11 protein-coding genes are annotated in these 22,641 nt (G+C 49.9%); all 11 read left to right on the forward strand.

The features are described from left to right. Positions 1-48: 48 nt before the first annotated feature. The 11 genes from M6D81_RS04930 to M6D81_RS04975 all read left to right on the forward strand — a co-directional run bounded on the left by M6D81_RS04930 (position 49) and on the right by M6D81_RS04975 (position 22,619). Positions 49-3,990, forward strand: a complete 3,942-nt coding sequence (locus M6D81_RS04930; protein WP_262675710.1) for a DUF7402 domain-containing protein — start codon at positions 49-51, stop codon at positions 3,988-3,990. A gap of 11 nt (positions 3,991-4,001) precedes the next feature. Then, a complete protein-coding gene (locus M6D81_RS04935) occupies positions 4,002-9,545 on the forward strand; it encodes a DUF7402 domain-containing protein (protein WP_262675711.1) in 5,544 nt (1,847 codons plus the stop codon). A 104-nt stretch (positions 9,546-9,649) separates the two neighbouring features. Continuing rightward, positions 9,650-10,972 (forward strand): glycoside hydrolase family 125 protein, encoded by a 1,323-nt coding sequence (locus M6D81_RS04940; RefSeq protein WP_317259091.1) that lies wholly within the window; start codon positions 9,650-9,652, stop codon positions 10,970-10,972. Positions 10,973-10,990: 18 nt separating this feature from the next. Continuing rightward, entirely contained in the window at positions 10,991-12,082 is a 1,092-nt protein-coding gene (locus M6D81_RS04945) for a HupE/UreJ family protein (protein WP_262675712.1), read from the forward strand. 53 nt (positions 12,083-12,135) lie between these two features. Continuing rightward, on the forward strand, positions 12,136-15,165 hold the full coding sequence (locus M6D81_RS04950) for an alpha-mannosidase (RefSeq protein ID WP_262675713.1): 3,030 nt from the start codon (positions 12,136-12,138) through the stop codon (positions 15,163-15,165). A gap of 96 nt (positions 15,166-15,261) precedes the next feature. Beyond that, positions 15,262-15,402: a hypothetical protein gene (locus M6D81_RS04955; RefSeq protein ID WP_262675714.1), complete on the forward strand. Its 141-nt coding sequence runs from the start codon at positions 15,262-15,264 to the stop codon at positions 15,400-15,402. Between the two features lie 175 nt (positions 15,403-15,577). Further along, positions 15,578-16,072 carry a TIM barrel protein gene (locus tag M6D81_RS31765; RefSeq protein ID WP_410795689.1) on the forward strand — a complete coding sequence of 165 codons (495 nt, stop codon included), beginning with the start codon at positions 15,578-15,580 and terminating at the stop codon, positions 16,070-16,072. Beyond that, a complete protein-coding gene (locus M6D81_RS04960) occupies positions 16,017-16,895 on the forward strand; it encodes an ROK family protein (RefSeq protein WP_262675715.1) in 879 nt (292 codons plus the stop codon). Before M6D81_RS31765 ends, M6D81_RS04960 begins: the two co-directional genes overlap by 56 nt. A gap of 525 nt (positions 16,896-17,420) precedes the next feature. Beyond that, positions 17,421-19,235 (forward strand): sensor histidine kinase, encoded by a 1,815-nt coding sequence (locus tag M6D81_RS04965; protein ID WP_262675716.1) that lies wholly within the window; start codon positions 17,421-17,423, stop codon positions 19,233-19,235. Continuing rightward, on the forward strand, positions 19,220-20,836 hold the full coding sequence (locus tag M6D81_RS04970) for a response regulator (protein ID WP_262675717.1): 1,617 nt from the start codon (positions 19,220-19,222) through the stop codon (positions 20,834-20,836). The genes M6D81_RS04965 and M6D81_RS04970 overlap by 16 nt, the downstream gene beginning before the upstream one ends. 112 nt (positions 20,837-20,948) lie before the next feature. Then, positions 20,949-22,619, forward strand: a complete 1,671-nt coding sequence (locus M6D81_RS04975; protein ID WP_262675718.1) for an extracellular solute-binding protein — start codon at positions 20,949-20,951, stop codon at positions 22,617-22,619. Positions 22,620-22,641 lie beyond the last annotated feature (22 nt).

Genomic DNA, 22,641 nt, shown 5'->3' on the forward strand with positions numbered 1-22,641 from the left:
TGTATTCACCCGGCAACCGGCTCAACCGGCATGCTTGGAGGAATGTTCATGAACCATATACAAAAACGAATCGAAATAACCGGAATCAGGCAATCGCCTTGGATGGTCGAGGATCGGGGCGCCATAAAAACGGAAGCTTGGATGGAAATAGAATGTGCAGGAGAAACGTTTGACGGATGGGTTAAGGTTTTCGCTGGAAGCCAGGCTCCAACAATAGAGAAACTTGATTGTATCAGCCCGGGTTCAAGTCGCCATAAACTTCTCATCCCCGAGCTTGATCAGGACGGGGATCGCGTACAGTTGGAACTATTTGCCGATCATCCGGATAAGGGCGGAGGCCCGCTTGCCACATTTGCAGCTTCGTTGCCTAAGGCCAAGCGCTGGACGATCTATGTCGCCCACGATATGCATACCGATATCGGCTACACCGACTATCAGGAAGAATTGAAGCATACCATCTACCCCCGTTATCTGGATGAGGTGTTTGAATATATTGAACGAACCGCAGATTGGGCAGAAGGGGAGAAATTCAAATATCCGATCGAAGCTTCTTTTATGTTGTACGCTGCAGCGCTCAAGGCAAGAGACGCAGACTGGATTCAGAAGCTGAAGCAATATATTGCCGAGGGGCGAATTGCTTATCCATATGCCTATGTGCATTTTACGTCGGAGGGCATGGGTACGGAGGAGATTGCGCGTCAAAGTTATATTTCGGCGCGTTTCCTCAATGATATGTTAGGCACGCCGCCAGCCAAAACATTCGTAAAAACGGATGATGCCGGATTCTCATGGGCCAATATAGACGCGCTTGTAGATGCCGGCTGCAAATATTTGTCTCTGCGTCTGCAGGACAATAACTGGAATTATTTTGAAGGGCATAATCCCCATTATCCGCGGCTTTTCTATTTTCAAGGGAAAAATCCGGAGAACAAGCTGCTTACCTTTGACGGTCCGGTCTATCATTTTGATGACTTCGGCATTCGGGAAGCCGACAGCGACATCGTTTACAGGCTTATTTCGGATAAATTCATGGATCGGCAAACGGCGGATTACCCTTATGACGCCTATCTGCTGCATCTGACAATGGTCAGGGACAACTTCGGAGTCGAACCTAATATTATGAACAACATCAAGAAGCTCAACGAGCGCAAAGACGAACAGGGACGGAGCTATATTTCGCCCAAGTTTGTCAATTCTGATCTTGAGGATTTCTTTACGTATATCGAGAGTCGTTACGCCGCTCAAATTCCTGTTTTTCAGGGCACAATTGAGAGTTATTGGAATTTTGGAGCTCCGCAGGTTGCGCATGAAACGGCTTTGAGCCGCGCCAATCATGAGAAGATACCGGCAGCCGAGTTCTATGCCACCGCAGCCTCCATACTGGAACCTGGTACGCGCTATCCCTATGAAGATTTGCTCCGGGCATATGACGATATGCTGATGACGGATGAACATACCTGGGCCAACTGGAAATATTATGCCGATGACGATCAATTTAACTGGATGCGGAACAAAGCGATTGAAGCGAGCAATCTGGCAGACGGCCTGTTGCATGACGCGCTGGGCAACCTGAATCGACTAATTTCCGCTGACGGTCGAACAATAGTTGTCTATAATCATGCTTCTTGGGACCGAAGCGATATCGTAGTGCTGGAGCGTCAAGAGCTGCTCGAGGATTGCGGACTTTTGGATATTGGCAGTGGAGCGTCTGTTGAGGTTCAACGATTGTCAGACGGTAAGGCCGTTTTCATTGCACGCGATGTTCCAAAGCTGGGATACAAATGTTACCGGATCATGCCGAATGCTCAATGTAATTCGGAGGGAAGAAGCATTATAGCTGATTCACGCAGCATTGAGAACCGCTTCTTCAAGGTTACACTAGATGAGACGGGTTCGATCTGCAGCATCGTGGACAAGCAAAACGGCAATGCCGAGCTTGTCGATCCCGATTCGGAGCATAAGATGAATCAGTATGTCTACTATACCTCCAGAAAAGAGCTTTATGAGAATAAGGTTTATTCGGTGGATACCATCCAGTCGGCCGCCATCTCTTCGGAAACGGGGGCAGTGGTGGGGAAGCTTGTCTCCGAAGGAGCGGCACGCGGTGCGGATCGGATCAGACGCAGCGTTGTACTATACGAGGATCTCGATCGAATTGATATTGTCAATGAAGTGTTCAAGGGCGAAGCGCCTGTCATGTATCAGGAAATAGCCGAGGAGGCCTTCTTTACGTTCCCGTTCCTTATGCCGGAATTCGTCATTAAGCATGAGATGCCGACTGGCGAGATGCGCCCCTATACAGATCCCGATATTACCACCAAGACCGATCAGTTTTTCTGGTCCAATACCGACTTCTACACGGTTAACCGCTGGATTGACATCGGGGGCCCGGATCATTACGGGATAGGCTTCTCCACGCTTGATGCTTCGGTTGTTCAATACGGGGGCAGAAGAACCTGTCATTGGGATAAATACTATCAAACGGAAAAACCGTGGGTATATTCATGGATTTACGATAATTTATGGAGCACCAATTTTCCGTTTACGCAGCCAGGTCCGATGACCTTCCGTTATTCCATCCAGCCTCGTAAGGGTGCGGACTGGAAGGAAGGAAGGACAGACAAATTCGGCATCAACGCCGCCAATCCACTCAAGACTGCCATCATCGCGGACAGGCAGGAAGGGAGACTTGGGGGGAGAACGGGACAGTTCCTGACGATAGATCGGGACAATGTCATATTAACGACAGCTAAACTGGCTGAAGCCAACGGTGAAGGCGTTATTTTGCGATTTAATGAGACTTTGGGAGAAGACACACATGTGACGGTTGATTTGTCTAGATTGCTGACTCCCGATTTTGCGTATATGACAGATGTTGTTGAAAATAACAAAAGTTTGCTCCGTCCAGTAGACGGAACGGTATCGTTCACAATCAAAGGACATGGCTGGACTACGCTCCGACTTGTACACGGAAGCGCACCAGGGCAAGTTGCCGGTTTGTCCGCTGTGACTGATAAGTCGGGAACCATAGTGTCATGGGAGCCAGCCCTTGATCGGACATGCTGTTTCTACGAGGTTTTCAGGGACATCAATGCCGATTTCGTACCGGGGGCCGGTCATTATATCGCTTCCGTTTCGAAGCCGTATTATTATGACGAACAGGTTATCAGTGGTTTGAAGCACCGCTATTACTACAAGGTGCGGGCTGTGGCTGTGGGTCGCAAAGGGCTCGCTTCAGGGGGGGCTGAAGCCATGCCGGGCCATATATCGGCTGAATCCGCGCCAGCAGCTCCTTCATCGTTGAAAGCCTCTGCTTTCGGAAATACGCGCGTATCGCTGTCATGGATCAAATCAGATAATCATCTTACGGGGGTTCGAGGTTATAAGGTGTATCGAGACGGCGTGGAGATCAAAGACCTGGTGGAAACCATGACGAGCTTCCTGAACGTAGGTCTGCTGCCGAATACGACTTATACGTATACAGTGAGAGCTTATGATGGAGAAGGTAATTTGTCTCAACCGTGTGATGCTGCTGTCGTGACCACCATGAACTTCGAATCGGATAATATAGCGTCGAAAGCGGTTGTCACGGTATCTTCGGAGAAAAGCGGGCAGTATGCCGGCGCTAATTTGACGGACGGCATATTCGGAATCCGCGATGTGGGTGAATGGGTATCCCGTGATGAAGAAAGTCCTTGGGCCATGCTGCAATGGGGTTCTGAAGTCACGATCGCCCGTGTAAACGTCTTCGGCAGATACGGAGGGAATGAGGAATTGCTGGGCGGCTACGATGCTGGTATTCCCATGAAGGGAATTCTGTTCTTCAGCGACGGGAGCTGTGTGCCAATAGAGCGAATCCGCACTAATGGTTCCGCCACGCAGATTGAATTCGAGCCGAAGACGATCACATGGATGAAATTTAAGGCTCGCGATCATAAGGGGGGATGTATCGGTCTATCCGAAATTCAGGTGTTTGAATCTCACAATTAGGAGGAATGACAGTGAGCAGCAGAAGGGCAAAAACTGCTTTGACAGTTGTGTCAGCAATGCTTGTGACGGTATTCGTGTTTTTGGCAGTACAAATTGTGCACGCCGCAACGACGATAACGAATATTACTCAAACACCATGGATAATCGACGATAGCGGAACATTGAAATCCGAAACGAGATTGACTGTCACAAATACGGATTCGCCGTATGATGGATGGGTGAAAATATCGGTAGCCGGATTGACTCCATATATGGAGTCAATCGGTACCGTTGGCAATGGCGTTAATCAGGTGACGGTTCGTGTTGCGGAGTTGATTAACGACAATGACAATGTAACCTTTCAAGTTTATGACAACTCTGGCGGGACCGGCACACCCAAAGTATCTGTAACGCTTCCCCAGAAAAAAATCAGGCATTGGAAGGTGTATGTGGCGCATGATATGCATACCGATATCGGATACACCGATTATCAGGAGACGCTCAGGCTGAATACATTTCCCGGGTTTCTGGACACGGCGCTGAATTTGGCGGACGACACGTCTGCCTGGGGGGATGACGATAAATTCAGATATCCTGTAGAGGCTTCATACATGTTGTATGACAGTGCACTGAAGGCTCGCGATGCCGACTGGATTGAAAGGCTGAAGACACATGCAGCTAATGGAAGGATCACCTACCCGTATTCCTACGCCAATTTTGCAACTGAGGGTATGGGAACAGAGCAAATGGCCAGGCAAATGTATTATTCCGCCCGACATTTGAAGGACACCTTGGGAACTGACCCTAAAAAAGTATATGTGCACACCGACGATACCGGTTTTTCCTGGGCTAACGTAGATGCTTTGGTGCAGGCGGGTGCGAAATACGTTTCGCTTCGATTCAATGATTCTTACTGGAATTATTTTGAAGGCCATAATCCGTATTATCCGCGTATTTTTTACTTGAACGGCATGGTTTCCGGCAACAAAGTATTGGTTCACGACGGACCGAAATACGATACGGATGACTTCAAATTCAGGAACGCGAACAGCAATGAAACATTCGAGGCGATTTCGTCCAAGATGGTGAATCGTCAGGAAGCGGATTATCCCTACGATGCGCTGTTGCTGCAATTGACGAACAATCGGGATAACGATCCGATTGAGCCTAATGTGAAGGACAATGTCAAAGCGATGAACGAACGGGTGGATAGTATGGGAAGGCCATACGTATATCCGCAATTCCGCAACTCGGATATAGAGGATTTCTTCACCTATGTAGAGAGCAATTATGATTCCCATATTCCCGCTTTTCAGGGAACGATGGAAAATCTGTGGAATTTCGGGTCCGCCCAGCAATCGGAAATGATCGCGCTAAGCAAAGAGAATCATGAGAAGGTGCCTGCGGCAGAGTTTTATTCAACGATAGCCAATATTGCCTCATCCAATGCGAGGTATCCTTATGAGGAGCTGTCGCGCGCATACAATGATATGATGCTGACCGACGAGCATACATGGGCCGCGATGACCTATTATCCCGACGATATCCAAATCAAGTGGAAAAGAAACAAAGCAATCGAAGCGAGCCGAATTGCCGATCAAACGTTGGGCAACGCCTTTGCGGCCATTAACAGTCAAATTCCGACATCGGGAAAAACGATTGTGGTATACAATAATTTGTCTTGGGTCCGTTCCGATATTGTGAAGGTGAAGCAGGTTGATTTGCCGGAATATTTCGACATCAAGGATAAATTGACCGGGCAAACGATCAAGTATCAGAAAACACCGGACGGCGATGTGGTATTCCAGGCATCTGATGTGCCGCAATATGGCTATAAAACGTTCGAGGTTGTAACGAGAGTGGATGATCCAGTCTTCAGCTCAAGCGTAACAGCTACGGCAAATACGATAGAAAACAGCTACTTCAAGGTGACCTTTGATGAGACGGGGGCCATTGTCAGCATACTGGACAAGCAAAACGGCAATCGCGAGATGGTGGATCATAGCGCGCCTTACAAGATGAACGAATTTCTGTATTTCACGGCGCACAACAACTCTAACCTTTCCCATGGGGTGAAGGAAGCGTATCGGGTAGAAGCCGCCTCAGCCGTTTCCGATATCGGCGGAATCAGGGGGACATTTACATCAACCGCGTCGGCAATGGGAGCAGACAATCTGCAGCGATCCGTTATTCTTTATGATGCTATACCTAGAATTGACATTGTAAATGAGTTTTTGCAGCAGGACTCCTTTTTATCTTATCAGAACAACTATGAAGACATGTTTTTCTCTTTCCCGTTTGCGGTCGATGATTTCATGATCAAGCATGGCACCCCAACGGGGCCGATACGGCCGTACGTGGATCCGAATATCCATAATCCGACGGATCAGATTTATTACTCCACTACAGACTTCTATACGGTCAATCATTGGATCGATATCAGCAATCAAGAGAATTACGGAATCGATTTTGCGCCAATTAATGCACCGATGGTTCAGTACGGAGAGAGAAGGACGATGTCGCATGACAAGGATTACAACACGCAGCAGCCATGGGTATACAGTTGGGTCTACAATAACGAGTGGCTGACGAACTACAGCATGTCACAGCCGGGCAATCGCTCTTATCGCTATGCGATAAGGTCGCATACAGGCTCCGACTGGCAGAGCGGCAGAGCCGACAAGTTTGGACTAGAGCAAGCCAATGAGTTGAGAGCGTCCGTCATCTCTGGCGCGCAGAGCGGAACGTTCAGCGCCGCTGGAGGAGAATTCCTTAACATAAGCGAGGACAACGTCGTTCTGACAACGCAAAAGATTGCCGAGGCTAATGGCGAAGGCATGATTTTGCGGTTTATCGAAACCAACGGGGAGGACACCACAGTTACCATTGATTTCTCCGGCTACCTGATTCCGAGTGAGGTATATGAAACCGATCTTGTGGAGAATGATCTGGCGCAAATGTCTCTTGTGAATGACAAAGTGACCTTTGAGATCAAGGGACATGGCTGGAAGACGCTGCGGCTCAAGCGCGGTTATGCGCCGGATCAGGTGACGGGGCTTACGGCTGTAGCGGACAGTGACGGCACGCTTGTGGCTTGGGACGAATTAAATGAGCCGACCTTGAGCTATTACGAGGTTTTCAGAGGAACCAACGCAAACTTTGTGCCCGGAGCGGGGACGTATGTCGCCTCCGTGAATCGCAATGTCTTCTATGATCAACAGGTGACAAGCGGTCTCACTAATGATTATTACTATAAGGTGCGTGCTGTATCGTTTGGGAAGAAGGGCGCGTCTTCATCCTCGGCCCAGGCGCTGGGGGGTGTTATTGCGGATGCGGCAGCGCCGACGGCCCCTTCGGATTTGACGGCAGAAGCGCTGAGTCCCAACTGGGTGACTCTGTCTTGGGATGCTTCTTATGACGATCTCCTTGGCGTCAAGGGTTACAAAATTTATCGGGACGGCAACGAGATTGCAGATGTGTCGTCCGTGTTCAATAGCTATCTGGACGTTATCCTGACCGCAGACACAGCCTACCAATATTATGTCAAGGCGTATGATGAGGCTATTAATTTGTCTGCTCAGAGCAACACGGTGAGCGTAACGACGCTGGCGCCTTGGCGAACCGGAAATATTGCGCCGTTGGCAACATTCACGGCATCCTCGACGCTAGGAAGCGATGGACCGGAGAAAGCAGCGGACGGCATTATTACGATCCAGGGGACAGGAGAATGGGTTTCCCATGCGGAGCTTAATCCTTGGATAAGGCTAGATTGGCCAACCAAAAGAGAGATCGGCAAGATTGTTCTTGTAGATCGCTCTAACCATACGGATAATGCGAGGGACGGCGTACTGACGTTCAGCGACGGTAGTTCCATCGAGGTCAACGGAATCGATATTTTCGGACGGCCCAAAGAAGTTGTATTTGACACCAAAAATGTCAGTTGGGTTCGATTCGATGCGACCAACGGCCAAGGTTACAATGTCGGATTAAGCGAAATTCTGGTGTTTGAGTCGAACCCGGCTCGCCGGGCGGCTGTTACGGCTTCTTCAGAGCAAGGCTACTTGCCTCCTATCCTCGCTACTGACGGCATTATTGGAACACACAACAGCGGCGAGTGGGCATCGAACGAAACGAATCCCTGGATTAGGCTGGATCTGATCGGCGGACAAAAAATTAATCGCGTAGTGCTCTATGACCGGGTAAACATGCTGGACAATGCGCGAAGCGGAACGCTAACCTTCAGCGATGGCAGCAGTGTGTCCGTCAGCGGAATTCCTGACGACGGCACGGCCAAAGAAGTCGTTTTTGACAGCAGAACCGTGACCTGGGTGAAGTTTGAGGTGACGGGGGGAACGGGCCCGCGTGTTGGCTTGTCCGAAATTCAGTTGTTTGACGACAATCTTGCCCGCCATGCAACCGTAACAGCGTCGTCGCAATTCAGCGCGGGACATACGCCGGAGAAAGCGGCGGACGGCATTATCGGAGAACATGACAACGGGGAATGGGGCGCGCTTGGCGAATCGAACCCGTGGATACAATTTAACTGGACGACCCGAAAGATCATTGACCGGATTGTGCTATACGATCGAATTAACGGACAGGATGATGCGAATGGCGGCGTGCTTACGTTTAGCGACGGCAGCAGCCTAACAGTTGATGGCATCCCGTGGGACGGCAAAGCGAAGGAGATCAGATTTTTGCCTAAAGCAGTCACATGGGTGAAATTTGAAGCCACGGGCGGAACCGGTGTCAACGTAGGATTGTCGGAAGTGCAAATCTACGACGCCAATGCGTTGAGCGGGGCCAAAATAACGGCGTCCTCAAACAGTGTCAATCTGTTGCCTGCCATGGTTGCAGACGGTGTAGTAGGGACGGCCAACAGTGGTGAATGGGCATCGCTCGGCGAGCAAAACCCGTGGCTGAGATTTGATTTCACCCAAGTCAGTCCAAGGCCGATCAACCGGATTGTCATTTATGACCGTCCGGGTAACGACGACGCGAACAGCGGTATACTGACGTTCAGTGACGGCAGCAGCATGGAGGTGTCGGGCATACCGGGAGACGGCTCGCCCAAGCTCGTTCATTTCCCGACGAAGCATGTGTACTGGATGAAATTCCAGATTACCGGTGGCGTAGGACCAAATGTAGGGATCAATGAAATCGAGGCGTACGATGTCAACCTGGCTTACAATGCCGAAGCAACGGTGTCATCCGAGCATGCAAGCAACAAAAAATACGGCTATAAACTGAACGACGGCATCATTGGATGGGATAATGAAGGAGAATGGTCCTCCACCGAAACTAATCCTTGGGCCAGACTGGATTGGGGTAATCCCGTTACCGTTCGAAGAGTAGTGTTGTACGACCGATGGCACCCGAATGACAATGCGCGCTCCGGCATCTTATCCTTCAGTGACGGCACCAGCATTAGTGTAACGGGGATACCGGATGATGGGGAGGAGAAGGTTGTTACTTTCGACGCTAAAACGGTGTCCTGGATCAAATTCCAGACGACCGGCGGAGTTGGCGGTTATGTCGGCTTGTCCGAAATTCAAGTATTCGAACATATAGATTAGAACAAAAAATTGGAGCGGCGAGCCATAGTTGCGCTCGACTTGCAGGCACGAGAAAGAGCGAATGGCCGCCGCTCTGCAATTTGGATGAGGAGCAGGGAAACTAAATGAACAACACAACGGTAAATTTTCAGAGCTGTACGGAGTGGAAAAATATTTTGCAGGCGATCCAAATGGGACATGGAGCTTTTTCCGCTGACGGCATCGACCGGGAGAAGCTGGGAAGAATGTTCGAGAAGTGTTTCCTTAGCACAATCGAAACGACGGTTGAGCATTTGGAGGACGGATCTGTATTTGTTATAACAGGCGATATTCCCGCCATGTGGCTCCGGGATTCGGCTGCCCAGGTCCGCCACTACATTCCGTTTGCCCGTCAGTTGCCCGAATTGCAGGTTATTATTGAAGGGCTGATCCGGAAGCAAGTATTTTGTATCAACACGGACGCATATGCCAACGCATTCAACAAAGAATTCAACGGCAACGGTCACAGCCAGGATTTGACGGAATCCAACCCGTTGGTGTGGGAGCGGAAGTATGAAATCGACTCGCTTTGTTATCCTGTTCAGCTCGCTTATTTGTATTGGCAAGAGACGGGAAGCACGACTGTCTTTGATGCCTCCTTCAAGGAAGCCGTTCTGCGCATTATAGATTTGTGGACGGTGGAGCAGAGACACCATGGCGATTCTCCCTACCAGTTCCAACGGTTTAATTGTCCTCCAAGCGATACGCTGAGAAATCACGGGCTGTCTATGCCGACGAATTATACGGGAATGACATGGTCGGGGTTTCGGCCCAGCGATGATGCTTGCGTATTCGGGTATCTGATTCCGGCCAATATGTTTGCCGTTGTGGCGCTTCGTTATGCGGAGGAAATCTTTGCGGTTGTCTACGGGGACAAGGAGGCGGCTGCCCGGGCGGCCGGACTGAAGGAAGAGATCGATTATGGCATCCAAACGTACGGTATCGTCAACCATCCGAAGTACGGGCAGATCTATGCTTACGAAACAGACGGATTCGGCAATTATCATATGATGGACGATGCGAATGTGCCCAGCCTGCTGTCTATTCCATATTTGGGTTACGCGTCTGCGGATGATTCGATCTATGCAAATACGCGAAAATTCCTTCTGAGCAAAGACAATCCGTATTATTGCGAAGGCAAGTACGCCAGAGGCATCGGGAGTCCTCATACGCCGGAAGGATTTGTCTGGCATATCGGCATGACCATGCAAGCTTTGACTTCGCTGGATTCTGATGAAATATATGAAATCGTGAAAATGTTAGTCACGACAGACGGAAATACAGATTATATGCATGAAGGCTTCAATCCGGACAATCCGGAGGAGTTCACCCGTCCCTGGTTTGCCTGGGCAAACAGCTTGTTTGCAGAGCTGCTCTGCCGGCTGCACTGGGCAAGTGAACCAAGCTGATCTCACGGGAGGTTATACATGAGGAAATGGGGCGTCTTGCTAGCGCTGATCTGTCTATTTTCCTTTCCGTCTACGGTGGGAGCGCATCCGAACGATACCGGATACTCCACTCTAGATATAGACGGAAATCGGGTTTCCTATCGACTGTTTGTGGTTGCGACGGACATGCCGATGTTCGATGCCAACCTGGACAAGCGTTTGACTCAGGAAGAGTTGGATGCGCAGAGCGAAGCGATTTTGCATTATATAACGGAAAAGCTTCGTATCGAGAGCGGAGGCCAGCCGCTGACTCAGGAACAGGCGTCGATGCAGCTGTCGGAGAAAGCGACAGGCGCTGGAGTGGAGTTTCTGCTTCAATATCAATGGAATACAGCTACCGCCAGGCTTCAAAATATGGAGTCAATCGACATTCATTACCAGCTGTTTTTTGACGATGGGGCTCCTGCCCACCAAAGCATATTGCTGGCGCAGGGTGAAAATTTGAATTATCAGGATGTTGCGCATTTCAACCAGCGCGAGTTCCATATCGATCTTTTTCAAGGCGGGACAAGCGCTAATCTGTGGCATGCTTTATGGGTTTATTTCGTGCTTGGCATTGAGCATATCGTGTTTGGATACGATCACTTGCTGTTCCTGCTGTTGTTGGCAATAGCCTCGGTTCGTGTCAAGGAAATACTGATCATTGTTACTGCATTCACAATTTCGCATAGTCTGACACTCCTTCTGGTTGCCTCCGGGCGAATTCAAGCCGATTTGTATTGGGTTGAAATTTTTATAGCTATTTCCATTGGTTACGTGGCCCTGGAAAATATACTCGTTAAAGAAGCCAAATGGCGATGGGCCCTGACAGGGGTATTCGGACTCATTCATGGTATGGGATTTGCTGGAGCTTTGGCTGAAACGGGACTTCCGAAATCGAACATCATCATGACTCTGTTATCGTTCAATATCGGAATCGAAGCGGGGCAGCTTGCTCTATTGGCGGTGTTCATGCCTCTTCTGTTTTGGCTAAGGAAATTTGGGTGGTATCGCAACGCGTTAATCGTTGTTTCCGGATTCATGCTTCTGCTTGCCTGCTACTGGGTTATTCAACGATCGGGACTCCTTTAGCGGCAATATTGATTATTTACATTTATTAGAATGACTTTGGGGAGTGTAAGGGAATGCCGTATGAGACAGAACAGGTTATTCAGGAGAAAGTCAAACGCGTGAAGGAAAGGCTAGGGCTGGCGATATACCGTTTAATAGAGCCGTTGAGCGTTCAGGCATGGGTCACGGAAGAGCCGGTAGCCTACAATGAAAGAATGACCGGGCGGCATATGCAATTGCGGCCTGGGGATCGCTGGGGAAATTTGTGGGATTGCGCGTGGTTCCGTTTTGAAGGAACGGTACCGGTGGAAGCTTCGGGCTGCAAGACGGTTCTGCTCCTTGATGTGAATGGCGAGCTATGTCTGATGGACGAGACAGGAACGCCATGTCAGGGCTTGACAAATATCAATTCGGAGTTCGATTATACGCTCGGGCTCCCAGGCAAGCGTGTGGTGGATGTGTCATCATGCGCTGCAGGTGGAGAACGGATTGACATATGGGCGGATGCCGGCTGCAACGATTTATTCGGCCATTATCGGAGCGGTACGCTCAAGGAAGCGTCGATTGCCGTGTGCGACGAAAACGTCCGGCAGCTCTATTATGATTTTGAGGTATTGGCGGAGTTGGCCGCCGAGCTTCCGGAGCAGAGCTCTCGTAGGTCCAGAATATGGCGCAAGCTGTATGAGGCATCCAGACTGCTGTCGGAGATCTCTCCTGTCTCTGTGGAAAGCGCCTCGGAGTTGCTAGCCGTAGAGCTGGCGCGGCGGTCGGGAGATGAGGAATTGCGCATCAGCGCGATCGGTCATGCCCATATCGATCTGGCCTGGCTCTGGCCGATTCGCGAGACTATTCGCAAGGGCGCGCGGACCTTCTCAACGGTTCTTCGCAATATGGAGAAATATCCCGACTATATATTCGGGGCAAGCCAACCCCAGCTTTACGCATGGATCAAAGAATATTATCCGGGCTTGTATGAGAAGGTTAAGAAGCGCGTTGCAGAGGGACGTTGGGAAATACAGGGCGCCATGTGGGTGGAGCCGGATACCAATGTATCGGGCGGAGAGGCGCTGGCGCGTCAAATTTTATACGGCAAACAGTTTTTTCGCGAAGAGTTTGGCGTCGATGTGGAGACATTGTGGATGCCCGATGTATTCGGCTATTCGGGTAGCTTGCCGCAGTTGCTGGCATTAGGCGGCGTCAAATATATGATGACGCAGAAGCTGTCATGGAACGTATATAATCAACACCCTCATCACAGTTTTATATGGGAAGGGATAGACGGAACCGGGATTTTAACCCATCTGCCTCCGGAGGACACCTACAACGGTCCGGCGGCTCCAAGATCGCTAGCGAAGATTGAGCGTCGCTATTTGGACAAAAGCGTTTCGGATCACGCGCTCATGCTCTTCGGGATCGGGGATGGCGGCGGCGGACCGGGAGAGGAGCACCTGGAACGGCTGTCGCGGCTCGGCAATTTGTCGGGTTTGCCACCGGTGAAACAGGAGTTTTCTTTGGACTTCTTTCATCGACTGGAGACGGAAGCGTCAGCGTTCGAGCGTTATAGAGGCGAATTGTATTTGGAGAAGCATCAGGGCACTTTAACTTCCCAGGCGCGCAACAAATGGTACAACCGCCGGATGGAAATCGCGCTGCGCGAGACCGAGTTTGCGGCATCGCTAATACTAGCGCTTGGCGGGGAGGATTCGTATCCCGCGCAACGACTCAAGGAAATATGGAAGGAAATATTGTTATATCAATTCCATGATATTTTGCCAGGCTCATCGATTGGTCGGGTATACGACGAATCGTTGGCCCGCTATGCTGTACTGTACGAAGAAGTCTCTCAATTACAGCGAAGCGCCTATGAAAGGGCAGCAGAATTAACAGGAGCGGCAGGACCGGTTGTCTTCAACTCGCTGCCGTGGGACCGCAACGAATGGGTAGAGTGGCAAGGGGAATGGCACTGGATCGAGATACCGGCCATGGGGGCTGCGACGCTAGTCCAAGCACCTGAACGGTCGAATGCGGAATCATTGTCTGCCGGCGAGGGTCGTTTGGAAAATGAATATTTGCGTGTGACTTTTGGAGAGGATGGCAGTCTTGTTTCGGTTTTCAGTAAACTCTCAGGCCGCGAGGCCCTGGGGTCTGAAGGAGCGGGCAATCTGCTGTCGATCTACCATGATGACGGCGATGCCTGGGACTTCCCGCGCGATTATCGCGACGCACCAGCAGGAACGATGGTTCTTGAGCACGTGCGCTACGCTGTCGACGGACATCGCGCTTATGCAGAACAGCAATACAGCTACGGCAATTCGACATTGCGCCAAATCATATCGCTTTCTTCGGGCTCGAAATATGTTCAATTCGAAACCGAATCGGATTGGCGGGAAACTGGAAAAATGCTTCGAACATCTTTCGAAACCTCGGTTACAGCGGATGTGGTCAGCTGCGAGATTCAATTTGGCTATCTTCGTCGGTCTACCTCCCGCAACACACAGCTTGAGATGGCGCGAGATGAAATATGCGCTCACCGTTATCTGGATATTTCGGAGCCCGGCTTTGGCGTGGCGCTGCTTAATGACTGCAAATATGGGCATCGTGCGGAAGGACGAACGCTTGATCTCAATCTGCTGAGGAGTCCATCGTATCCCGATCCAGAGGCAGACAAGGCGATTCATCGCTTCAGCTATGCTCTGCTGCCGCATGTCGGCGATCATATTCAGGCAGGTGTTGCGAGGGCAGGCTATGAATTCAATACACCACTAGTTGTAGTGGAGGGTACGTTATCTGTGGTTGGAAGACAGGATTCTTCAGGCGCTGGGAATAGTGTAGAATCAGAAATATGGTCATGGCTCAGAGTTGATCAATCTGGCTGGATGATTGAAGCGGTGAAGAAATCGGAGAATGGAGACGGTATCATTGTGCGTCTATATGAAAGCGAGGGCTCGGCATCTGAGGGAGTACTTCAAATTGGATTCCCATGCAGAGAAGTGGTTTTGACCGATCTAATGGAGGAGAACTCCTTGCCACTCCCGTTTACAGGGGGGCAAGTCCGACTATCCTTTCGACCGTTCGAGATCAAAACGCTCGGACTCTTGTTGTAAGGTAGTATCAAGCCAATTAATTGAGTTGAAAAGAAGATGAACTATATCCCCATCTCGCATTAATGAAGATTTAGGTTTGCATAGTCGAGAGAGCGAATGTTCGTAAATTCGCTTGTCATCAATTACCTACTGCGTGACGGATCGCCCGAGCCTGGCGACCGGATAAAGGAGATGTGCGACGCGCTGCTGGAGATGGACTACGAGAATATTTTCAAAGCTCCGCGAGCGGCTTCATAGGTCTCTGGCTGCATTGAAATATTTACGCGGTAGTGCAGAATCCCTATTGATCTATAGCTGGGATCAGATTTTTTCGGCGGAGTTCTCTATGTTCGACATATGGATATCGATTCGGGGCGTCAGTCGGAGGAACGAATGTCTGCAATTGCCGACGGTTTAAGGGAAGTTGCGTGCTATGCCTCCGAACTGGGTGTCACAATCGGTTTGGAACCGGTCAATCGCTACGAGTCGCCCGTGCAGACAAGCTTTGGCGTTGATCGACGAGATCGGCGAGAACAACGTCAAAGTGCATTTGGACACTTATCATATGAACATTGAGGAGAAGAGCCTGAAAGAAGCGATTCTACATGCTGGGGATAAACTCGGCCACATTCATCTGAATGAGAACGATTGGGGGATTCCAGGCACAGGTCATCTTGATTGGGATGGCATTTTCCAGTCGCTCAAAAAAATCGGATATAAAGGATATGCGTCTTTAGAATGCGTTGTTGATGCGCAAGTTCCTTATGTATGGCGGCGCCTAGCTCCCTATAACAGGGTCTTAGCGCAGGAAGGGATTCGATTTTCACTCAAAAAAGAACATCGATATGTGGTACGATACCGGGGGAATACGAATGAAAATAGGCGCGATCGAAGCAGGAGGCACCAAGTTTGTTTGCGGAATAGGTAATGAATCAGGTGTGATCGAAGACCGAATTGTTTTTCCTACAGAACATCCGGACAAAACGATGAAGCATGTACTTGATTTTTTTCGGGACAAAGGCGTTGAGGGGATTGGTGTGGGGTCATTCGGTCCGATCGGTGTCAATCCCGCCGCAGAAGATTACGGCACCATTACAACAACTCCGAAGTCGGATTGGAGCGGATATCCGTTCCTGCAGACATTGAGGGACGCCTTTAATATTCGGCTGGGCTGGGACACCGATGTTAACGCAGCTGCTTTAGGCGAAGCGGAGTGGGGGGCAGCAAAGGGGCTGGACAGCTGCGTCTATTACACGATAGGCACGGGGGTGGGACTAGGCGTATACGCCGAGGGGCGGCTCGTGCACGGTCTTGTGCATCCGGAAGCTGGCCACATATTACCCCGGAGGCATGTCGATGATGATTTTGCTGGCTGCTGTCCCTATCACGGGGACTGCCTTGAGGGACTGGCATCCGGTCCATCACTGGAGCAAAGATGGGGGACAAAGGCTCGCGATCTTCCGGTTGAACATCCTGCATGGCGAATTGAAGCATACTATTTGGGCCAAGCGTTAATCGGCACGATTCTGACACTGTCTCCGAAGAAAATCATATTGGGCGGCGGAGTCATGCATCAGAAGCAATTGTTTCCATTCATTCATGCCGAAGTTGTTAAGGGGTTAAACGGCTATTTGTACGCTGCGGAAATTACGGATCATATCGAAAGATATATTGTGCCTCCTCAGTTGGGCAGCGACGCTGGCCTGTTCGGCGCGCTGGCATTGGGAAGGAGAGCAATTGAAAATGGCTAGTTCTTCAGATAAAACGGTTCCCGATTTCCTACAGTGTTCATCCTCTTCTTTTTTTACTTAAAGAGATAAAGGGCAGGACCAACGCATCTCATAAGAAGCGTATCGAAAAATAAATCATACATGAAGCGAAGGAAAACAAATGGCGGTTAAAAAAGCAGTCGGCTACTGAGATAGGCCGCCATTTCTGCTAACGGACGGATAAAACTATGGTTTTTGTGAACTGAATCGAATGGTTCTCCTTTTTAAGAACGGATAAACGAAATTTTAATCATATATTGATTTACGTCTCAAAAAGCATGCTTTTTGAGACGTTTTCTTTTGCTTATTTTCAGCATAGCAAAAGCCTGAAATCATACTTTAAAAGGTCTGTGGCAGACCGAGGTACCAGACGAAATGAAAAAGACATGCTTTAGTAGCAATAATAGTCGGAATAGAGTAAGCTGTTCTCACGGTTGAGTGGTTTCACTTTTCGCATGCGGAGATTGATGCGTGAGAAAGGCGGATTACAGGCAGGGGGACTTTACGATGAAAAAGCTGATTCGTATTCATAGTATTCGGAAGTCGATTATTGCCAATTTGATTGCAATATTCATCGTCTTGAATGCGCCGATTTATTTGATGAACGTATATATGAACAGTCAGATCGAACAAAGCATTTTGCAACGAACGACTGGCTCCATTTCATTGAATGCGAGCTATTTTCTCAAAAGCTTCGAGACGGAAATCGAACGAATCGACAATTTGAAAAACGAATATTTGAATAGCGAGGATTTTCTGAAGTTGGCGAACGAAGGACCTTTTATGGATTCTTATTCAAGGGGCGAGCTTATATTGTCGGTGAAGGATAAGCTTCACATTTTGAAGACATCCAGTCCGTTCGTTCAGGATGTGAAGGTGTATTTCCCTTCCCTGAACCGCGGTGTATTTGCCAGCAGCTATGAGAACTCGATGCCTGAAGAGGATATAGAACGCATCGCTCAGTCTTATTTGCACAACTCTATGTTGTACGAGCTGGGAACGTCGCTTGCGCTTGGAGGCGTGTATCCGGTTCCGCTCGGACGCAACAATCTGGTGTATTCGATGGAGGTCGTTTTGTCCGGCGAGACGATTAGACATATGCTTAAAGAAATCGGCGGCATTGATCCTTTGAAGGACGGTGCAGCCATTCTGTATGACCCGGAAATGAACTGGACGATATCCGGCTGTACGGAAGCGGCGTATTGCTCGGAGCTTGAGGAGTATCCGATTATGGTCGGAAAAGGAGTGACGGCAGGGTCTTATGGGAGCATCGACATAGCGGATACGCGGCTTCGCATCATTGAAGAGACCTCGCAAAGTAAAGGCATTCGTCTCATGGTGGCGATTCCCGAAAATGTAATGACTGGCGTGCTGCAGCGCTATAACAATATGTACTATGTTATTTTAATCGCGTCGCTCATTCTTATTTTGCTGTTCAGCTACAGTATTTACAGACTCGTGCACCGACCCTTCAAGCAATTGCTGGCGGGACTCAGACGTATCGAGCTTGGAGACTACGATGTCGTGCTGAGTACGCGCAAAGGAGACGAGTTTTCTATCGTTTATCGGCAGTTCAACTCGATGGCTATGCGTATTAAGGTACTGATACAGGAAGTGTTCGAGCACAAAATTCGGCTGCAGACTGCGAAGCTGAAGCAGTTGCAATCGCAGATCAACCCGCATTTTTTGTACAACAGCTACTATGCGATATACCGACTGGCGCAGCAGCATGACGTGGAGAAGGTAGCAGACTATACGCGGTTCCTTGGCGATTACTTCAAGTACATTACCCGCAACGCGTCCGATGTCGTTCCGCTGGCCGAAGAAATGAAGCATGCAGAGGCGTATATACGGATTCAAATGCTGCGCTTCTCCAACCGGATTCGTACAGACATTGATCCGATTCCGTCGTCCTTCGAGCGCATTTATGTGCCGAAACTCATTTTGCAGCCGATAGTGGAAAACGCCTATGTGCACGGTTTGGGGGCGAAGCTGGAAGGTGGGCTCGTCCGCATGGCTTTTGATAACGGAGAAAAGCACCTGAGCATAGTTATCGAAGACAACGGAGAACTGGATGATCGCACCCTTCAGGAGTTGTGCGAGCGGCTGGCTCGCACGAACGACGATCCATCCAAGGAGACGACCGGTGTCATCAACGTGCACAAGCGGCTCCAGCTCAGATTTGGCAAATCATTTGGATTGGCGGCTGAGCGAAGCAAGCTTGGCGGATTGAAAATTGCAATTTTATTGCCAGGTGACGACGCGACCGACAAGCGTACGAAACCGAAGCGGGAGGAGACAGACGAATGTATACCATCATGATTGTCGACGATGAGCCGTTGTTTGCGGACGGACTGGCGGAATGCCTGAGAGAACTTCACGATCCGGAACTGGAGGTATTCAAGGCGTATCATGCTCGCGAGGCTCTGCAGCGTCTCGAACGAACACCAATGGACATCCTGCTGCTGGATATTAGAATGCCGGGCATGACGGGACTGGAACTGAACAAGGATGTACAGGCTCGCTGGCCTCGCACGAAAGTGCTTTTCTTAACGGGGCATGACGAATTTGTCTATGTCCAGGAGGCGCTGCGACAGGGCAGCCAAGAGTATATTTTGAAAACGGAAGGCGACGAGGTCATTGTCGAAGCATTACGCAAAACGGTTAAGCAAATCGAGGAGGAGTTGCGAGAGGAGCAGTGGGCGAGCGAAGCTCGCAAGCAACTGTACCAGGCCAGATCGTCGCTGCGCAGAATGCTCTTGTTCGATACGGCTACGGGAGCGATAGAAGATACGAATTCGCTTTTGGAACAGTTTGCAGAATTGGAAATTCCGCTGAGGGCGGATCGTCCCGTACTGCTCGCGCTCGGGAAGGTGGACGAATGGACGTCTCGGTTTCTGGCGACGGATAGATCGTTGTATTTGTTTGCAGTTCAGAATATTTCACAAGACTTGTTCGAGCCTGCCGCCCATACGGCTTCGGTAGGGATTGATCGGGATCATGTGGTTTGGTTTATCCAACCTAAGGTTGATGAAGAGTATGGAGAGCGTGCTATTTATGCGGCGGAAGGTATTTTGGGCCAGATTCAGGAGAAGTGCATGACGCTGCTACAGCTTGGCATCTCGATGGCAATGGGCAGCAGGTTCGTATCTTTCGGGGAAGCAGACACGCAGTATTATCGTCTTAAAAACCTGATGTTCAGACAATTCGGCTTGCAGCCCAGGCTATTCCTCACAGACCGGCAGCCGATAGAGTCGCGGCCGGAGGCGGCTGTGCTGCCGCATAAGAAACTCGCAAAGCTGAAAAGCGCACTTGATCGCAATGACAAATCGATGTTCGAAGAAACGGTTGACGAACTTGAAAACAGGTTGGGCGCGGGGGAAGAGAATGTGTGGGAGCGGACTTACGTGTATGTAGAATTGGTTGCGCTCGCGACACATACGATACAACAACTTGGCTTGATGAAGGAAGCAGAAGAGAGATTCGAGCTGTCGGTTTTGTTCGCGGGCATCCAGGTTCCTTGGCCACGGTTCATGGACATCTTTCGCATGCTGATGGCCTTTGCGTTCGAGAGCCGTTCCCGGGAATGGGAGCGTCAGGGGATGGATGTCGTTCAACTTATCAAAACTTTTGTATCCGGCAATTTACATGCGGATCTGTCCTTGACCAAGCTGGCGGAGCATGTCAACTACCACCCGGCATATTTGTCGCGGCTATACAAGCAGCTTTCCGGTGGTAATTTATCCGACGACATCGCGTTGATGCGACTGGAGAGGGCCCGGGAGCTGCTATTGGACAGGCAGTTGAAAATCCACGAGGTCGGTCATCGGATCGGATTTGATTCCCCACGTTACTTCACAAAATTTTTCAAGTCGCATACTGGACTGACGCCTCAGGAGTTTAGAGACAGGAGCATTGGTTAACAAAAGTCTACAATGTAAACATTGTACGCGCTCACAGATGGCGGAAGACCATGCTATCATACGGATGTAAGGCAAACAGAAGTCAGAAAGTCCATATTTGAGGGGGAAACGCATGAAAAGGAACAAGAGGCTTGTAGTCGCTATGTTGGCCTTAAGCGTGGCGCTGTCCGCTTGCGGCAATGGCAACGATAAGGAAGACGAAGCTACTCAGAACCCTTCGGCCACACCGCCATCATCGGCCGAAGCTCCGGATCCGTTCGGCAAGTACGAGCAGTTGGTTGAGGTACGGGCGGCCAATCATTCCGAGCAGAACTGGCGTTATCCGGAAGGAGACAGCTTCGAGAACAATGCTTGGACAAGAGGTTATGAGGAAGAACTGGGCATTAAAGTGAAGTACGAATGGACGACTCCATCCGGCAACTATTTCAACAAGATGAACATCGCGATCGCTTCCAACGATCTGCCGGATATTTTTGTCGTGAACAGCTCACAGCTCAGAAGGCTGGCAGAAGCGGATCAGTTGGCCGATCTAACAGAAGCTTACGAGCAATTTGCATCTCCATTCACAAAAAGCCTGATGGAGGGTGACGGCGGCTTGGGACTAAAAGCGGCGAGCTTCGATGGTAAGCTGGTCGGTTTGCCTAAGCTCGGTTCGACGATCTACGGTCTGCCTATGGTGTGGCTGCGTACGGACTGGATGGAGAACTTGGGATTGGAAGCGCCTCGAACAATGCAGGATTTGCTCGTAATCGCAGAAGCATTCACAACAGGCGATCCCGATCGTAATGGCAAGAATGACACGTTCGGTCTGCCGATAACGAAGGACTTGTACGGCGGCATCGCTTCGTTGAATGGCTTTTTCAACGGTTACCATGCTTACCCGCAAACCTGGATCAAGGATGATTCCGGCAAAGTGGCGTACGGAAGCACGATGCCCGAGATGAGAACCGCTCTTGAGGAGCTGCAAAAAATGTTCAAGCAAGGGCAGATCGATCCGGAATTTGGCGTCAAGGATACCGATAAAGTTGTGGATGACTTCGTAAGCGGCAAGTTCGGAATGACGTTTGGCCATAACTGGGTGCCGCTTAACTTTATCGACATGAAGAAAAAAAGTCCGGAAGCTGACTGGAAGGCTTCCCCTCTCGTTTCCGTCGATGATCAAACGGCACTCGGAAGCGTAGGCTTCCCGGCAACCGAATATACGGTCGTTCGCAAAGGCTTCAAAAATCCGGAAGCGGTCATGAAGCTACTCAATTTCTATCAGGAAAATCGCTACGGCGAAACAAAGGATGAAACGATCTACAATCCGGACGACAACAACGGCGACCAAACTCACGTCTATACTTCGGCGCTGGTGATGTCAGATAAGGCGAATAACGTTACCATTGCCGACCTGAAAAACTTGGCTGAAGCGGTATCGAAGGAAGATAAGAGCATTCTGACCGACTACATTCCCGAATATCAGAAAATGATCGACTTCAAGAAAACTGAAGACGTAACCGGTTGGGCATCGACACGCCAAGGGGGCCCGGAAGACTCCGGTTTCTCGATTCTGATCAAGTCGCATGAAGGGGGCGCCTACGTGTCGACGGTATTCGGCGGACAGACCGAGACGATGTCTTCCAAATGGGGCACGCTCGAGAAGCTGGAGAAGGAGACTTTTACCAAAATCATCCTTGGCTATGCGGACATTACGGCGTTCGATGAGTTCGTGGACAAATGGAATAAGCTCGGCGGGGAGCAAATTACCGATGAGATCAACCATGACGTATCTTCTCAATAATGTAAACAGACAGGTTTAGGGG

This window comes from Paenibacillus sp. J5C2022 (assembly GCF_025567625.1).
In the GTDB taxonomy this organism is placed as follows: Bacteria; Bacillota; Bacilli; order Paenibacillales; family Paenibacillaceae; genus Pristimantibacillus.

Excerpts from the sequence above, each read along its gene's own strand:
- M6D81_RS04940 (WP_317259091.1), top strand. The coding sequence starts at position 9,650 with ATGAACAACACAACGGTAAATTTTCAGAGCTGTACGGAGTGGAAAAAT.
- M6D81_RS04955 (WP_262675714.1), top strand. The coding sequence starts at position 15,262 with ATGTTCGTAAATTCGCTTGTCATCAATTACCTACTGCGTGACGGATCG.
- M6D81_RS04965 (WP_262675716.1), top strand. The coding sequence starts at position 17,421 with ATGAAAAAGCTGATTCGTATTCATAGTATTCGGAAGTCGATTATTGCC.
- M6D81_RS04930 (WP_262675710.1), top strand. The coding sequence starts at position 49 with ATGAACCATATACAAAAACGAATCGAAATAACCGGAATCAGGCAATCG.
- M6D81_RS04950 (WP_262675713.1), top strand. The coding sequence starts at position 12,136 with ATGCCGTATGAGACAGAACAGGTTATTCAGGAGAAAGTCAAACGCGTG.
- M6D81_RS04970 (WP_262675717.1), top strand. The coding sequence starts at position 19,220 with ATGTATACCATCATGATTGTCGACGATGAGCCGTTGTTTGCGGACGGA.
- M6D81_RS04975 (WP_262675718.1), top strand. The coding sequence starts at position 20,949 with ATGAAAAGGAACAAGAGGCTTGTAGTCGCTATGTTGGCCTTAAGCGTG.
- M6D81_RS04945 (WP_262675712.1), top strand. The coding sequence starts at position 10,991 with ATGAGGAAATGGGGCGTCTTGCTAGCGCTGATCTGTCTATTTTCCTTT.
- M6D81_RS31765 (WP_410795689.1), top strand. The coding sequence starts at position 15,578 with ATGCCTCCGAACTGGGTGTCACAATCGGTTTGGAACCGGTCAATCGCT.
- M6D81_RS04960 (WP_262675715.1), top strand. The coding sequence starts at position 16,017 with ATGAAAATAGGCGCGATCGAAGCAGGAGGCACCAAGTTTGTTTGCGGA.